Genomic DNA, 14,729 nt, shown 5'->3' on the forward strand with positions numbered 1-14,729 from the left:
GGGGTCTTAGCTTTCCGTACGGCAGGCGTCGATGAGCCCGCGGAAGAGGGCCTCGCCCGGATGGTCCGGGCCGTGCAGTTCCTGATGCCACTGGACGCCGATCGCGAACCGCCGGCCCGGCAGTTCGATCGCCTCGATCGTCCCGTCGTCCGCCCAGGCCACCGGCAGGGTCGCGCCTGGATCCACGATGGCCTCGTTGTGGAAGGTGTTGACGCTCAGCCGCTCCCCCAGCAGCGCCGCCAGCTGCGATCCCGGCGCGGTGCGCACTTCATGCGTCCGCCCCCGCTCGTTGTGCTCGGGAACCTGCGCCGTCAGCCGCGCCCCGTTCAGAGCCGCCAGCACCTGCATGCCGGCGCAGATGCCCAGCACCGGCTTGTCGCGACCGAGGAAGCCCGCCACCAGCGCCACTTCCACCGGCAGCCGGTCGGACGGCGGCGACGGCGCCGGCTCGCCCACGTACCACTCCGCCGGCATGGCGTAGCGCCCGCCCACCGTCAGCAGGGCGTCGAACTCGTCGACCACCAGCCCGGCCAGCGCCGAGGCGTAGGGCACGCCGAACGGCGCCCCGCCGACCCGCACGATCCCGTCGAGATAGCCCTTGGCCGCCTCGTAGCGCGTCCCGCCCGAGCTGGTGTTCTCGTCGAGCAGCACCGCCACCCGGGGCGGTCGGCTCATGACGCCAGCTCGAAGGGCTCCAGCCCCGCCAGCCGCATGGCCGTCGGACGCTCCGGAACCTGCCGCGGCTTCAGGCCGCGCACCTCGTCGGCCACGTGGCGGATGTGGTCGGGCGTCGTCCCGCAGCAGCCGCCCAGGATGTTGACCAGGCCGTGCTCGGCCCACTCGTGCAGCATGTGGCCCGTCTGGTCCGGCGTCTCGTCGTACTCGCCCATGGCGTTGGGCAGGCCGGCGTTCGGATAGGCCGAAACCAGGGTGTCGGCCACCCGTGCGAGCTCGGCGATGTGCGGCCGCATCAGCTCGGCGCCGAGCGCGCAGTTCAGCCCCACCGCGAACGGCTTCGCGTGCTTCACCGAGTTCCAGAAGGCCTCCACCGTCTGGCCCGAGAGCGTGCGCCCCGAGCGGTCGGTGATCGTTCCCGAGATCCAGATCGGCAGCGGCTCCAGCCCCTCGTCCTCGAGATCGAGGATGGCCTTGATCGCCGCCTTGCAGTTCAGGGTGTCGGTGATGGTCTCGATGAGGAACATGTCGACGCCGCCCTCATGCAGCGCCCGCACCTGCTCGGAATAGGCGGCGTGGACCTGCTCGAACGTCACCTTCCGGGCGCCGGGATCGTTCACGTCGGACGACATCGACAGCATCACAGGCAGCGGGCCGATGGAGCCAGCCACGAACCGCGGCTTGTGCGGCTCCTTCGCGGTCCACTCGTCGGCCACGCGGCGGGCGATCTTCGCCCCTTCCAGGTTGATGTCGCGAACCGCGGCCTCCATCCCGTATTCCGCCTGCCCGATGGAGGTGGCCGAGAAGGTGTTGGTCTCCGAGATGTCGGCTCCGGCCGCGAAGTACTGGCCGTGCAGGTCGGCGATGATGTCCGGCCGGGTGATGCAGAGCAGGTCGTTGTTGCCCTTCAACTGGCCCGGCGCATCTCGGAACCGGTCGCCGCGGTAGTCCGCCTCGTCCAGGCCGCGCTTCTGGATCATCACGCCCCAGGAGCCGTCGAGGATCAGCACCCGCTCGCGGGCGGCCGCCTTCAGCGCGGCGATGCGTTCCTGCCGGGTCATGCCGCGGCCTCCTTCGGCTCGGGGTCGGTCTCGCGCACGCCCAGGACCCGGCAGATGGCGTAGGTCAGCTCGGCGCGGTTGAGCGTGTAGAAGTGGAAGTCGGAAAAGCCTTCTTCGGCGAGCCTGGCGCACATCTCCGTCGCCACGGAGGCGGCGATCAGACGCCGGGTCTCCGGGTCCTTGTCCAGCCCCTCGAACAGGTTCGCCAACCACTGCGGCAGCTCGATGCCGATCGGGCCGGCCATCTTCTTCATGCCCTTGTAGTTGGTCACGGGCATGATCCCGGGCGAGATGGGAATGTTCACGCCCGCCTTACGGACGCGCTCCATGAACCTCAGGAAGCCGTCGATATCGAAGAAGAACTGGGTGATCGCCCGCGTCGCCCCGGCGTCCACCTTGGCCTTCAGCACGTCTATGTCGTGGTCGATGCCGCTGCTCTCCGGATGCACCTGCGGGTAGAGGCCGACGCTGACCTCGAAGTCGCCGATCGCGCGGATGCCCGCCGTCAGCTCCGTGGCGTTGCGGTAGCCGTCGGCGCGCGGCGTGTAGGCCCCGCCGATCTGGCCGGGCGGATCGCCGCGCAGGGCGACGATGTGGCGGATGCCGGCGGCCCAGTAGTCGCGGATCACCTCGTCTACCTCCGCCCGGCTGGCCTCGACGCAAGTCAGGTGCGCCGCGGGCTTCAGGGTCGTCTCCTGCAGCATGCGCAGGACGGTGCGGTGGGTCCGGTCGCGGGTCGAGCCGCCAGCGCCGTACGTGACCGAGACGAACGACGGGTTCAGCGGCTCGAGCCGGCGGATCGCCTCCCACAGGCTCTCCTCGGCTTCCGGCGTCTTCGGCGGGGAGAACTCGAAGGAGACGTTCGGGCGGGCGCGGCCGCCGACGCCGGCGCGGGCGATGGGTCCGAGCGCGGTCATGCGGCGTTCCTCTGAGGCTGGCGGGCGCGCATGGCGGCCCAGATCTTCACGGTCAGCCCGCCGGCCTGGGCGGGCGGGAGGGCTTCGACGTCAACATGGGCGAGGCCCTCTTGGCCGCACCAGCGGGCGATCTCGGCGTCGGAGAATCCCAACCTGCGGTGTTGATGCTGCTCGCGGAGGAACTCCAGGTTGTGCGGCGCGAAATCGACGATCAGCAGCTTGCCGCCGTCGGCCACGATGCGGGCGGCCTCCCGCACCGCCGCGGCCGGGTCGGCGAGGTAATGCAGCACCTGGTGGACCACCACCAGGTCGGCGCTGGCGTCCGGCAGGCGGGTGTCGAAGATGTCCCCGTGGCGCAGCTCGCACCGGTCGAGCCCCGCCTCGGCCACATGGTTGCGGGCGATGTTCAGCATCTGCTGCGAAAGATCGAGGCCGAGCGCCTGTTCCGCGTGGGGGGCGAGCAGGGTGAGCATGCGCCCGGTGCCCGATCCGAGGTCCACGAGCCGCCGGAAAGGGCCCTCGCCCGCCGCCGACAGGATCGCCGCCTCGACGGCGGTGTCCGAGACGTAGAGCGAGCGGATTTCGTCCCAGCGCGCGGCGTTGCGGGCGAAGTATTCCGACGCCGCGTCCGCCCGCTCCGCGCGCACCGCCGACAGCCGCTCGGCGTCGCGCGCCAGCACCGGGTCCGCGGGATCGATGCGCCCCAGCAGCTCGGCCGCCAGCTCGCCGGCTTGCCCGCCGCCCGTCAGCCGGTAGAACACCCAGGCGCCGTCGGGAAACCGCTCGACGAGGCCGGCCTCGGCCAGCAGCTTCAGGTGCCGCGAGACCCGCGGCTGGCTCTGGTCCAGCACGCGGCAAAGCTCGAGCACCGCCAGCTCCTCGCGGGCGAGCAGCGCCAGGATGCGCAGGCGCGTCGGCTCACCCGCCGCGCGGAGCACGTCAACAGCCTGGCCCGCCGAGAGCTTCATAGGCCATATAAAGATATCTTTATGTGTTTATGTCAACTCATCAAGCGCCGAAGATCCACCCCGGCGGCAGGGTGGAGAGCTGGACACCGGCGAGCATCAGCTGCGCGTCGCCCGCGGTGACCACGACGTCGCCGCCGACCTGCTGGACGCCGAAGGCCGCGCCGGCCAGCAGCTGCACACGGTCGCCCTCGGCGGGGTTGAAGTCGACCACGCGATCGACCTCCGCGCCGGCGAAGGTGTGGAAGACGTCGGCCCCCTGGCCGCCGGACAGTGTGTCCTCGCCGCGGTCCCCCGCCAGCCAGTCGGCGCCGGCGCCTCCGGCGACGCTGTCGTCGCCCTGACCTCCGCGGACCACATCGGCCCCGTCCTCCCCGAACAGCAGGTCGCGCCCGCCGTTGCCCTGCAGCACGTCGGCGTCCGTGACGCCGTGCAGTTCGTCGTCCCCGGCGCCGCCCTCCAGCGTGTCGGCGCCGTTCGCGCTGTAGAGCAGGTCATTCCCCGCCCCGCCGTCCAGGAGGTCGTTGCCCTGCGCTCCGCCCAGCGAGTCCGCGCCGTCGCCGCCGCGCAGCACATCGTCGCCGTTCCAGCCGCCCAGGTTGTCGTCCCCCGCCCCGCCGTCCAGCGTGTCCGCCCCGTCGTCGCCGAACACCAGGTCCTCGCCGCCGGCGCCCTCCACGAGGTCGTCCCCCGCCCCGCCCAGCAGGGTGTTGGACCGGTCATCGCCCGTCAGCCAGTCGGCGAAGGCGCTGCCCTCGAGACCCTCGATCCCGATCAGGGTGTCCACCCCCTCGCCGCCGCCCACCGTCTGCGGTCCTCCCACCGCCAGACTGGCCCGCACCGGCCCGGCCGCCCCCCCGGCAGGGGCGCCGACCAAGGCGAGCTGGAAGCTCGGGCCGTAGGAGACCAGGTCTCCGCCGGAGCCCCCCACCAGCAGGTCGTCGCCGGCCCCGCCGCTCAGCGTGCCGCCGCGGCTGTCGGTGGTCAGCCGGTCGTCCCCGCCGCCGCCGATCAGCACCACCGCCCGGGTGAGGATGTTGTCGCTGGCGCCGCCCGTCAGGGTGTCGGCGTAGGGGGACCCCACCACGCCGTTGAGTCGGCGCAGGGTGTCGGCCCCGTGGCCGCCCCCCACCGCCTGGGGGCCCGTGATCGCCAGGCTCACCTGCACCCCGGCGGCCGCGGTCAGGTAGCCCGCGAACGCCCAGCCGGTCTCGGCCAGGCCGCCGTCGACGACGTCGTCCCCCGGCCCGCCCTCCAGCAGGGCGGAGTCGTCGCTGCCGCCGTGGGTGAGGGTGTCGCTGCCGTTGTCGCCGAACGCCTGAGCGCCGACGGCGCGGGTCAGGATCACATCGTCCCCGCCGCCGCCCCGCAGGGTGTCGCGGCCGGCGATGTCGAAGTTCGGCCCGCCGCTCGAGATCGTGTCGCCGCCCTGGCCGCCGAAGATCAGGTCCGGCGAGGTGCTGCCGGTGATGCTGTCGGCCTCGGCCGTGCCGCTGATGGTGTCGCCCTGCCGGGTCGCGACCAGGATGGCCATGGCGAGCTCCTCCCGCGTGGAGCTCCGATTAGGCGCCGAACAGCCACCCCGCCGTCAATGTGGACAGCTGCACGTTCGCCATCACCACCTGGCCGCCGCCCCGCAGGACGACTCCTCCGCCTACCGTGCGAACTTCTGGAACTTGATGCGGTGGGGGATCAGGCTTTCGGTGCCGAGGCGGCGCTTCTTGTCCTCCTCGTAGGCTTCGAAGTTGCCCTCGAACCATTCCACGTGGCTGTCGCCCTCGAAGGCCAGGATGTGGGTGGCCAGCCGGTCCAGGAACCAGCGGTCGTGGCTGATGACCACGGCGCAGCCGGCGAACTCTTCCAGCGCCTCCTCGAGGTTCTGCAGGGTCTCGATGTCCAGGTCGTTGGTCGGCTCGTCGAGCAGGATCAGGTTGCCGCCTGTGGTCAGGGTCTTGGCCAGGTGGACGCGGTTGCGCTCCCCGCCCGACAGCAGGCCCACCTTCTTCTGCTGGTCGCCGCCGCGGAAGTTGAACGAGCCCACGTAGGAGCGGGTGTTGATGTCGCGCTTGTTGACCGTGAGGATGTCGAGCCCGCCGGAGATCTCCTCCCAGACGTTCTTGCTGGGATCCAAGGCGTCGCGGCTCTGGTCCACGTAGGACAGCTTCACCGTCTCCCCGACGCGGAAGGTCCCGCTGTCGGGCTTCTCCTGGCCGGTGATGATCTTGAACAGGGTCGACTTCCCGGCGCCGTTCGGGCCGATCACGCCGACGATGCCGTTGGGCGGCAGCTTGAAGGACAGGTCCTTGAACAGGACCTTGTCGCCATAGGCCTTGGAGAGGTTCTCGGCCTCCAGCACCACATTGCCCAGGCGCGGGCCGGGCGGGATCTGGATGGCGGCGAAGGACTGCGCCTGGCGGGCGTTCTCCTGCTCGCGGACCATCTCCTCGTAGCGCGCCAGGCGGGCCTTGGACTTGGCCTGCCGGGCCTTGGCGCCCGAGCGCACCCACTCCAGCTCGCGGGTCATGGCGCGCTGGCGGGCCTCGCTCTCGGACTGCTCCTGGACGATGCGCTTGGTCTTCTGCTCCAGCCAGCCGGAGTAGTTGCCCTCGTAGGGGATGCCCTTGCCGCGGTCGAGCTCCAGGGTCCACTTGGTCACCTGGTCGAGGAAGTAGCGGTCGTGGGTGACGAGGATCACGCAGCCCGGGAAGGCCTCAAGGTGGTGCTGCAGCCAGGCGACACTTTCGGCGTCGAGGTGGTTGGTCGGCTCGTCGAGCAGCAGCATGTCGGGCTTGCTGAGCAGCAGGCGGGCCAGCGCCACGCGGCGCTTCTCGCCCCCCGAAAGCTTGTCCACCGGCCAGTCGTCCGGCGGGCAGCGCAGGGCGTCCATGGCCATGTCGATCTTGCTGTCGATGTCCCACAGGTCGTGGGCGTCGATCTTCTCCTGGAGGGCGGTCATCTCCTCCATCAGCTCGTCGGAATAGTCCTCGCCGAGCTTGGCCGCGATGTCGTTGTAGCGGTCGAAGATCTTCTTCTCTTCGCACCAGGCGATGACGTTGCCGCGGACGTTCAGCGCCTCGTCGAGGTGGGGCTCCTGCTCCAGGTAGCCCATCTTCACGCCGTCGGCGGCCTTGGCCTCGCCGGAGAACTCCTTGTCGATCCCGGCCATGATCTTCAGCAGGGTCGACTTACCGGAGCCGTTCACCCCCACCACGCCGATCTTGGCGTCCGAGTAGAAGGACAGCCAGATGTTCTCGAAGACCTTCTTGCCGCCGGGATAGGCCTTGGTGAGGCCCTGCATCTGGAAAATGTATTGCTGCGCCATTGGGCGTCCGCGCTCGCTCGTTCGAATTCAAGGGAAGTCGCGCGAGCAGATAGCGGCGCGGCGGCGCCGGCGCAACGGCGGGGCGGGCGGAGCGCCTGCGGCCGATCTCCTCTCCCCCACACGAAGTGGGAGGGAGAGGGCAGGGTGAGGGCCGGCTGGCCCTCTCTGCTGCGCCGGATACGGGCCCGAGGGCCCTCGAGCCGGCATCGGCGGATCACCGCCGCACGAGCCGCCCCTCACCCCACCCTCTCCCCGCAGGCGGGGAGAGGGGAGCAGGGCCTCAGTTCCGCGCAGTCTGGATCTGCACGGCCGCCTTGTTGCAGGCGCGCAGCTGGCCGATGGTGAGGTCGCGGCCGCGGCTCTTGTAGCTCGCCACCGGGCCGACCACGGCCACCACCTTCTTGCACTCGCGCACCAGGCCATCGACGTTGGCCTTGTGGCCGGCGCCCAGGCACGCGTCGCCCTCGCAGCGCCAGGCGACGCCCGCGATGACGGCTTCCTGCGGCGCCGTAACGGGGCTCGTCAGGCGCGCTTCGGATGAGGCGGACTGGGCGTAGGCCGCCCCCGAGGCCATCGTCGCCATCGCGGCGATCGCCCCCAACACACTGAACTTTTGCATTCTCGTGATCCTTCCGATAGGGAAAAGAGCACGACCGGTCGCTAAGCTCGAAAGAGCACGATCGGTCACTTATTGTCAAGCAGGGAGGCTTGGCCGGTGCGTAAGGGCGATGCGACGCGCGTGCGGATCCTCGACGAGGCGACGCGCCAGGTGGCCCAGCGGGGCCTGATCGCCGCGAGCCTGGGCGACCTGGCCGAGGCGGTCGGCCTGTCCAAGAGCGGGCTCTTCAAGCACTTCGAGTCGAAGGAAGCGATGCAGCTCGCGGTGATCGAGCGCGCGCAGGAGCAGTTCACCGAGTATGTCTGGCGGCCCGTCCAGGACCTGCCGCACGGCCGCCCGCGGCTGCAGGCGATCTTCGATCGCTGGCTGGACTGGACCGAGACGGAGTGCGCGGCCCACGGCTGCCCGATCATGGCGCTGTCGGTGGAGCTGGACGACCAACCGGGGCCGCTTCGCGACGCCCTGCAGCGCGGGATGGAGCGCTGGCGACGCACGCTGATGCGGGAGTTCCAGGCCATGCGCCAGCCGCCCATGGCCGAGGCCGAGGCCGCCGCCGCCTACTTCCAGATGAAGAGCTACCTGCTCGGCCATTCCGAGGCCAAGCGCCTGATGGGCGACCCCGACGCCCGCCGCTCCGCCCGCGCCGCCTTCCACGCCCTGCTGGACCGGAGCGAGGGCTAGGGCGGTCCACCTCGGCCGCTGCGGCCCGCGCGTCCCCGTCGGATGTGCAGGCGCCGCGGGCGGCGTTGCGCGCCGCGCACGCAACCAATGCGCTTGGCGACGCTTAGCTTCACATGCCGCGCATCCTGACGACCTGCCCCACCTCGCTGACCCTGGTCCCCACCGGACACCGCACCGCGAGCGTGATCATCGAGACCATGACGGGAACACGCTCGTTCCGCTGCACCAGCTGCCAGCAGGTGCACACCTGGGAAGCGTCTCAGGGGGTCGTGGAGGCGGGGATGGCCCGGCCGCTCCGCTACATCTGACGACCAGCCGGCGTGGCCCACCGGCGGCGGGTACGATCGTTGAGCGCTAGATCCCTTCAGGTATTTGTGGCCAGATTCCAGATCTCGATCAGCCCGCAAAGAAGTTTGTGAAACATGCTGCCGACAGATCCTGAGGAATTCCGCTTCCGGTCCACTTTCGTGATGCGGTCCTCCGGCGATCACAACACTGGACCCGTCTTAGGTTCCATTTCGTTATATTTATATATAGCTGGCTTATTTTCTGCATCAGCGTAGGCTCCACGCGTCGGGATGGGTACGCCTCATCCCCAGGAGTCGATCTCATGAGAATTCAAACCCTGGTCGCCGGCGTCTGCGCCGCGGCCCTGATCCCCAGCCTTGCCGTCGCGCAGCAGACCTGCGAACAGCGCCAGAACGGCCGCGTCGCCGGAACGGTGGCGGGCGCGGGGCTGGGCGCATTGGCTGGCAGCGCCGTCGCGGGCCGCGGCGACCGCACCGAGGGGGCGGTCATCGGCGGCATCGCCGGCGCCCTGCTCGGAAACCAGGTGACGAAGGGAAAGCCCGATTGCTCTCGGGCCTATGGCTACTACGACAACAACGGCCTGTGGCACGCCAACACCGTCGCCTCGAGCGACGCCGCCGGCTACTTCGACCGCAACGGCGCTTGGGTCGAGGGCGCTCCCCGCGGCCACTATGACCGGGACGGGCGCTGGGTTCAGGTCGCCTCCGACGCTTCGGCCGCCGGCTACTATGACAGCGCCGGACGCTGGGTTCCGGCCTCGGCGAGCGGCTACTACACGCAAGACGGGCGCTGGGTGGCCGCTGCGGCGCCCGGGCACTACGATCGCTCGGGCCGCTGGATCGAAGGCCCCTCGACGGGTCGCTACAATGCCGACGGACAGTGGCTGTCGGGGCAGGCGAGCGGACGGCGCGACGCGAACGGCGTCTGGGTCGCCGATCCTCAGCCTGGCTACTATGCGAACGGCCGCTGGGTGCGCGGCGAAGCGCGAGGGTACTACGACACCCGCGGACGCTGGATCCCGACGGACGCGCAGCAACAGCGCGCGGACTATGCGGCCGAGGGCGGCCGAAGCATCGACGACCGCCAAGCCGACCTGGCGCAGCGGATCAGCCGCAACATCGAGAATGGCCGGCTGAGCCGCGCGGAAGGCCAGCACGCGATGCGCACCCTGGCCGCGATCGAGCGGGAGGAACGTTCGCTGAGGAACCGCCGCGGCGTCCTCGGCCCTGCCGCTCAGGCGACCATCAATGCGAGGCTGGACACGCTGAGCGCCAACATCCGCGAGGACGTGCGCGGTGATCGCGGCGAGCGCAACCGGCCCTACGGACGGTAGCCGCTGGGGCTTCGAGCGAAGTCCCCGCGCAAGGCGGGGGCGACGCGATCCGGCGGGTGGCGCGCTGCTTTGTTGGGCGCGGCCGCACGCCGCCCTAGCTCCGCCTTAGGAACCGGCCCCTCTCCTTCCGCTTATGACTGCCAACGCGACACGCTGAAAGGAACATCCCATGCACCGTGACGAGATGAAGGGCGCCGGCAAGGACGCCAAGGGCCAGATCAAGGAAGCCGCCGGCAAGATCACCGGGGACGAGCGCCTGGAAGCCGAAGGCCACACCGATCAGGCCGCCGGCAAGGTCCAGAAGGGCGTCGGCAACCTGAAGGAAGCCGCCCGCGACGTGCTCAAGCACTAAGCGGTTCCCATCGCAGACGGACGAGGGCCGCGCCGCCAGGCGCGGCCCTTTCTGCGTCAGGATCTCGGCAGGGCGTAGGCCACGACGTAGTCGCCCTTCTCGCGACTGGTCCGCGCGCCGCCGGCCGAGACCACCACATACTGCCGCCCGCTCCTCGGCGAGACATAGGTCATGGGCGTGCCCCCGGCGCCCACCGGCAACTTCGCCTGCCAGAGCACCTTGCCGGTGCCCGTGTCGTAGGCGCGCAGGTAGGGGTCGGTGGTGGCGGCATGGAAGGTGACGCCGCCGGCGGTGGCCACCGGCCCCCCGACGCCGAAGGTGCCCAGCGGGATCGGCAGGCCGGACTTCGTACCGAAGGGTCCGCTGGTCTCGGCGCTGCCCATGGGGACCTGCCAGACGATCTGCCTGTTCACCAGGTCGATGGCGTTCAGCACCCCGTTCGGCGGCTGCAGGCAGGGGATCACCAGGGGCCCGATCAGCCGGTCGTTCTCGGCCTTGTAGAGCACCGCGTTGCGGCTCTGCGGCGGCCGCTCGGGCGAGAGCAGGCCCGTGTTCCCCTTCACCGGCTTCAGGTAGACGCTTTGCGGCATCCGGATGTCGGGGACGATCAGCAGGCCGCGCTGCGGATCCCAGGCGCCCGAACCCCAGTTCATCCCGCCGGCGTTGCCGGGGTGCTGCAGGCTGGGCCGGCCCTCCGGCCCCGGCGGCGTGAAGTCGCCATCGTAGCGTAGCTTCCTGAAGCTGATCCGGCAGGCGAGCTGGTCGAGCGGGGTCGCCCCCCACATCATGGACTCCTTCAGCCGCCCGGTCCCGACGGCCGGGATCGCGGAATAGGGCTGGGTCGGGGACACCCACTCGCCCTTCGGCGCGCCCTGCGGGACCGGGCGCTCGGTGACCGGGACGAGGGGCGCCCCGGTACGGCGGTCGAGCACGAACACCTGGCCGCGCTTGGTGAGCACCACCACCGCCGGGCCCTGCGGCAGGTCGATCAGCATCGGCTGGGCCGGCACGTCGTAGTCCCAGACGTCGTGATGGACGGTCTGGAACGCCCAGCGGTCGCGGCCGGTCTCCAGGTCCACCGCCACCACCGACGAGGCGTACTTCTCCGACGCCGCGGAGCGGTGCGAGCCCCAGTAGTCGGGCGTGGCGTTGCCGGTGGGCAGGTAGACCAGCCCCAGCGCTTCGTCGAAGGCGGGCGTCGACCAGACGTTGGGCGTGCCGCGCGTATAGGTCTGCCCTTCCGGCGGCAGCTTGGTGATCGCGGGGTTGCCGAGGTCCCAAGCCCACACCAACTCGCCGGTCTCGGCCGAGAAGGCGCGGACGACGCCCGACGGCTCGCCCAGCTCGCGGTTGTCCATCACCCAGCCGCCGATGATCACCCGGTCGCGCGCGACCGTTGGCGTCGAAGTCTGGAAGTAAAAGCCGCGCTTCACCTCCCCCATGCCCTGCTTCAGGTCGACCACGCCGTCCTGGCCGAAGCCGGCGCAGCGCTGGCCGGTGGCCGCGTCCAGGGCGAACATCCGGGCGTCGATCGTGGTGGAGATGATCCGGCGCGCGCAGGCGGGCAAGGCCGCTCCGGGCTGGGCGGCCTTGCCCGCCGCGGTCTCGTAGTAGCCGACGCCCCTGCAGCGGTTCCAGAAGCCGGGGCGCACCTTCGGATCGTGCCGCCACTTCTGCGCGCCGGTGTCGGCGTCGACGGCGATGACCACGTTGGTCGGGGTGCAGAGGTAGACCGTGTCGCCCACCTGCACCGGGGTGTTCTGGTCTTCCGAGCCGCGCCGGGCCTTCTCGCCGGTCCGCACGGTCCAGGCCACCTGCAGCCGGGCGACGTTGCCGGCGTTGATCTGGCCCACGGGCGCATAGCGCTGCCCGCCCGCGTCGCGGCCGTAGTAGCGCCAGTCACCCGGAACGGCGGCCGCCCCAGCGGCCCTGACCGGCGCGGCCGCCCTCGCCTGACCCTGGCTGTAAGCGCCGGGGATCGAGGCGCCCAGCACGCCCAGCGCCAGAACGACGCCAGCCGCGGTCAGCCCCATGGGCAGTTTCCGCCGATGGCGGGCGAAGCTCAGCAGAACCAGCAGGACGATCACACCGAGGACCGCCGGGGCGAACAGCCGGGGCAGCAGGGGCCAGAAGACGAAGCCGCTCTCCCACAGCGCCCAGCCCAGGGTCGCCAGCAGCACCGCCCCATAAACCGCCCCGCCGACGGCGCGGCGCAGGGCCAGCAGCACGCCGGCCGCCAGCACGCCGATCCCGGCCAGCAGATAGTAGGGCGAGCCCCCCAGCATCACGAGCTGCACGCCCCCGGCGCTCAGCGCCGCGCCGACCACCGCCACGAACAGGCTGCCGATCAGCGCAGCCCACCAGCCCGCGCCGCGGCGCGTCCGTTCCTCGGCCATCTCGTCTCCCCCCTCGTATTTTGCGGCGCAGTCTGCACGCTCCACGCGCGGCCGCAAACCGGCGTTCAACCGTGGTCCGTTGACGGCGGGCGCGGCCCGCGCTTCGGTCGCGGCTCCTTTCTGCTGGGGGCCATCACCGATGCTGTCGCGCGCCGTCCTGCTGGGGTCCGCCCTGGCGCTTTCCCTCGCCACCGCCGCGCCGGCCCAGGCGCCCGCGTCCGCGCCGGCCGTCCGCGAGGTGGGGAACATCGTCTACAACGGCGTGCCGCAGACCCCGCCGGACCTGCAGGCGCGGCTGGCGCCGTACTACAACGCCCGGGGCGCCGCCTTTGAGGACTGGCTGCCGGACGGCTCGATCCTGATCGCCACGCGCTTCGGCAACACCACCCAGATCCACCGGGTCGCCCGCCCGGGTGGCGCGCGCACCCAGCTCACCTTCTTCGAAGAGCCGGTCAACGAAGCCAAGGTGCTGCCGGGGTCGTCCCGCTACCTCTATCCCCGCGACGTGGGCGGGGCCGAGTACTACCAGGCCTATATCCGCGACCTCGACGGCGGCGAGGTCCAGCTCACCGCCCCCAACACCCGCAACCAGAATTTCGTCTTCTCCAAGGACGGCCGGCTGGTCGCCTGGAGCCAGGTGACCCCGGGCGATCCCAACTACGACATCGTGCTGGCCGACCCCGCAAACCCGGGCGGCCGGCGCGTCGTGCACGAGGGCAAGGGCGCCATGTCGCCGCTGGCCATCGCGCCGGACGGCCGGCGCATCCTGGCCCAGCGCTACAACGCCCAGTCCCACGTGGAGCTGTTCATGCTGGACGTGGCCAGCGGCCAGCTGACGCCGGTGGGGCCGACGGGCCGCCGCATCGGCTACGCCGACGCCGCCTTCGCGCTCGGCGGGGCCGCCGTCGTGGCGCTGTCGGACGACGGCGCCGAGGTCGCCCGCCCGGTGGTGTTCGACCTCGCCACCGGCGCCGTGCGTGACCTGGAGCCCGGCGCCAAGTGGGGCGCCGAGCGCCTCGACGTGGCCGCCGACGGCAGGACCCTCGCCTATGCGGTCAACGAGGAGGGCTACAACAAGGTGGTCCTGCGCGACATCGCCACCGGCCGCGAGCTGCCGGGGCCGAAGCTGCCGATGGGCGTGCTCACCGGCATGAAATTCTCGCCGGACGGCCGGCAGCTCGGCCTGTCGCTGTCCACCTCCACCGCCTCCGACGACGTCTGGACCTGGGACCAGGCGTCGGGCCAGCTCACCCGCTGGACGGAGAGCGAACTCGGCGGCATCGACCGCAAGACCCTCGTCGAGCCGACGCTGTTCCGCTACCCGACGTTCGACAAGCGGACGATCCCGGCCTTCATCTATCGCCCGCAGGGCAAGAGCGGGAAGCTGCCGGTGATCATCCAGATCCACGGCGGTCCGGAGGGCCAGGAGCAGCCCTATTTCAGCGCGCGGCGGCAGTCCTGGGTGAAGGAGCTGGGGGCGGCGGTGATCATCCCCAACGTCCGCGGCTCGTCCGGCTACGGCAAGACCTACCTGAACCTCGACAACGCCGAGAAGCGCGAGGACTCGGTCAAGGACATCGGCGCGCTGCTGGACTGGGTGGCGAAGCAGCCCGACCTCGACGCGAGCCGGGTGGCCGTGGTGGGCCAGTCCTACGGCGGCTACATGGTCCTGGCGGTCGCCGGCCACTACAACGACCGGATCGCCGGGGCGATCGACCTCTACGGCATCTCCGACTGGGTCACCTTCCTGCAGAACACCGAGGGCTACCGGCGCGACCTGCGCCGGGCCGAGTACGGCGACGAACGGGTCCCGGCCATGCGCAAGGTCTTCGACCGCATCGCCCCGATCCGGATGAGCGACCGCATGAAGAAGCCGATGATGGTCTTCCAAGGCGCCAACGACCCGCGCGTGCCCAAGAGCGAGTCCGAACAGATGGTGGCCAAGCTCAGGGCGCAGGGCACCGAGGTCTGGTACGTGGTCGCCAAGGACGAGGGCCACGGCATCCAGAAGAAGGCCAACCAGGAGGCCGTGCGGGCCACCGAGGTGGTGTTCCTGAGAAAGGTGCTCGGCGTCCAATGACTTAGGCGGCACCAAAACC

General features: G+C 70.7%; 13 protein-coding genes. 5 read left to right on the forward strand and 8 right to left on the reverse strand.

The window, feature by feature from the left end:
• Window positions 1–6: 6 nt before the first annotated feature.
• The 7 genes from VIL67_RS12620 to VIL67_RS12650 all read right to left on the reverse strand — a co-directional run bounded on the left by VIL67_RS12620 (window position 7) and on the right by VIL67_RS12650 (window position 7,559).
• On the reverse strand, window positions 7–675 hold the full coding sequence (locus tag VIL67_RS12620) for a gamma-glutamyl-gamma-aminobutyrate hydrolase family protein (RefSeq protein ID WP_332049253.1): 669 nt from the start codon (window positions 673–675) through the stop codon (window positions 7–9).
• Window positions 672–1,736, reverse strand: coding sequence for a homocysteine S-methyltransferase family protein (locus VIL67_RS12625; RefSeq protein ID WP_332049254.1), 1,065 nt, complete (start codon window positions 1,734–1,736; stop codon window positions 672–674). Before VIL67_RS12625 ends, VIL67_RS12620 begins: the two co-directional genes overlap by 4 nt.
• A complete protein-coding gene (gene metF, locus VIL67_RS12630) occupies window positions 1,733–2,653 on the reverse strand; it encodes a methylenetetrahydrofolate reductase [NAD(P)H] (RefSeq protein ID WP_332049255.1) in 921 nt (306 codons plus the stop codon). Before metF ends, VIL67_RS12625 begins: the two co-directional genes overlap by 4 nt.
• Window positions 2,650–3,621: an ArsR/SmtB family transcription factor gene (locus VIL67_RS12635; protein ID WP_332049256.1), complete on the reverse strand. Its 972-nt coding sequence runs from the start codon at window positions 3,619–3,621 to the stop codon at window positions 2,650–2,652. The genes metF and VIL67_RS12635 overlap by 4 nt, the downstream gene beginning before the upstream one ends.
• A 40-nt stretch (window positions 3,622–3,661) precedes the next feature.
• Complete coding sequence (locus tag VIL67_RS12640; RefSeq protein ID WP_332049257.1) at window positions 3,662–5,152, reverse strand: calcium-binding protein; 1,491 nt, start codon at window positions 5,150–5,152, stop codon at window positions 3,662–3,664.
• A 120-nt stretch (window positions 5,153–5,272) separates the two neighbouring features.
• Window positions 5,273–6,940: an energy-dependent translational throttle protein EttA gene (gene ettA, locus VIL67_RS12645; RefSeq protein ID WP_332049258.1), complete on the reverse strand. Its 1,668-nt coding sequence runs from the start codon at window positions 6,938–6,940 to the stop codon at window positions 5,273–5,275.
• 280 nt (window positions 6,941–7,220) lie between these two features.
• A complete protein-coding gene (locus VIL67_RS12650) occupies window positions 7,221–7,559 on the reverse strand; it encodes a DUF8200 family protein (protein WP_332049259.1) in 339 nt (112 codons plus the stop codon).
• Window positions 7,560–7,655: 96 nt separating this feature from the next.
• On the opposite strand from VIL67_RS12650, the gene VIL67_RS12655 reads away from it, so the two are divergent.
• The 4 genes from VIL67_RS12655 to VIL67_RS12670 all read left to right on the forward strand — a co-directional run bounded on the left by VIL67_RS12655 (window position 7,656) and on the right by VIL67_RS12670 (window position 10,234).
• Window positions 7,656–8,240, forward strand: coding sequence for a TetR/AcrR family transcriptional regulator (locus VIL67_RS12655; RefSeq protein WP_332049260.1), 585 nt, complete (start codon window positions 7,656–7,658; stop codon window positions 8,238–8,240).
• A 113-nt stretch (window positions 8,241–8,353) separates the two neighbouring features.
• Window positions 8,354–8,548, forward strand: a complete 195-nt coding sequence (locus VIL67_RS12660) for a hypothetical protein (protein WP_332049261.1) — start codon at window positions 8,354–8,356, stop codon at window positions 8,546–8,548.
• 302 nt (window positions 8,549–8,850) lie between these two features.
• The gene (locus VIL67_RS12665) at window positions 8,851–9,882 is read left to right on the forward strand and encodes a glycine zipper 2TM domain-containing protein (RefSeq protein WP_332049262.1); all 1,032 of its coding nucleotides are present in this window, start codon (window positions 8,851–8,853) and stop codon (window positions 9,880–9,882) included.
• Window positions 9,883–10,051: 169 nt separating this feature from the next.
• On the forward strand, window positions 10,052–10,234 hold the full coding sequence (locus VIL67_RS12670; RefSeq protein WP_332049263.1) for a CsbD family protein: 183 nt from the start codon (window positions 10,052–10,054) through the stop codon (window positions 10,232–10,234).
• A gap of 56 nt (window positions 10,235–10,290) precedes the next feature.
• Here the strand turns inward: VIL67_RS12670 and VIL67_RS12675 are convergent, their stop codons facing one another.
• Entirely contained in the window at window positions 10,291–12,630 is a 2,340-nt protein-coding gene (locus tag VIL67_RS12675; RefSeq protein WP_332049264.1) for a membrane-bound PQQ-dependent dehydrogenase, glucose/quinate/shikimate family, read from the reverse strand.
• 139 nt (window positions 12,631–12,769) lie between these two features.
• Here VIL67_RS12675 and VIL67_RS12680 point away from each other — a divergent pair, with 139 nt between their 5' ends.
• On the forward strand, window positions 12,770–14,710 hold the full coding sequence (locus VIL67_RS12680) for a S9 family peptidase (protein ID WP_332049265.1): 1,941 nt from the start codon (window positions 12,770–12,772) through the stop codon (window positions 14,708–14,710).
• Window positions 14,711–14,729: the final 19 nt, after the last annotated feature.

Source organism: Phenylobacterium sp., from assembly GCF_036563385.1.
Classification (GTDB): Bacteria; Pseudomonadota; Alphaproteobacteria; order Caulobacterales; family Caulobacteraceae; genus Phenylobacterium.

Bases quoted from the DNA above. Each gene is read 5' to 3' on its own strand.
- VIL67_RS12650 (WP_332049259.1), bottom strand. From the start codon at position 7,559: ATGCAAAAGTTCAGTGTGTTGGGGGCGATCGCCGCGATGGCGACGATG.
- VIL67_RS12680 (WP_332049265.1), top strand. From the start codon at position 12,770: ATGCTGTCGCGCGCCGTCCTGCTGGGGTCCGCCCTGGCGCTTTCCCTC.
- VIL67_RS12640 (WP_332049257.1), bottom strand. From the start codon at position 5,152: ATGGCCATCCTGGTCGCGACCCGGCAGGGCGACACCATCAGCGGCACG.
- ettA (WP_332049258.1), bottom strand. From the start codon at position 6,940: ATGGCGCAGCAATACATTTTCCAGATGCAGGGCCTCACCAAGGCCTAT.
- metF (WP_332049255.1), bottom strand. From the start codon at position 2,653: ATGACCGCGCTCGGACCCATCGCCCGCGCCGGCGTCGGCGGCCGCGCC.
- VIL67_RS12620 (WP_332049253.1), bottom strand. From the start codon at position 675: ATGAGCCGACCGCCCCGGGTGGCGGTGCTGCTCGACGAGAACACCAGC.
- VIL67_RS12670 (WP_332049263.1), top strand. From the start codon at position 10,052: ATGCACCGTGACGAGATGAAGGGCGCCGGCAAGGACGCCAAGGGCCAG.
- VIL67_RS12660 (WP_332049261.1), top strand. From the start codon at position 8,354: ATGCCGCGCATCCTGACGACCTGCCCCACCTCGCTGACCCTGGTCCCC.
- VIL67_RS12635 (WP_332049256.1), bottom strand. From the start codon at position 3,621: ATGAAGCTCTCGGCGGGCCAGGCTGTTGACGTGCTCCGCGCGGCGGGT.
- VIL67_RS12625 (WP_332049254.1), bottom strand. From the start codon at position 1,736: ATGACCCGGCAGGAACGCATCGCCGCGCTGAAGGCGGCCGCCCGCGAG.
- VIL67_RS12665 (WP_332049262.1), top strand. From the start codon at position 8,851: ATGAGAATTCAAACCCTGGTCGCCGGCGTCTGCGCCGCGGCCCTGATC.
- VIL67_RS12675 (WP_332049264.1), bottom strand. From the start codon at position 12,630: ATGGCCGAGGAACGGACGCGCCGCGGCGCGGGCTGGTGGGCTGCGCTG.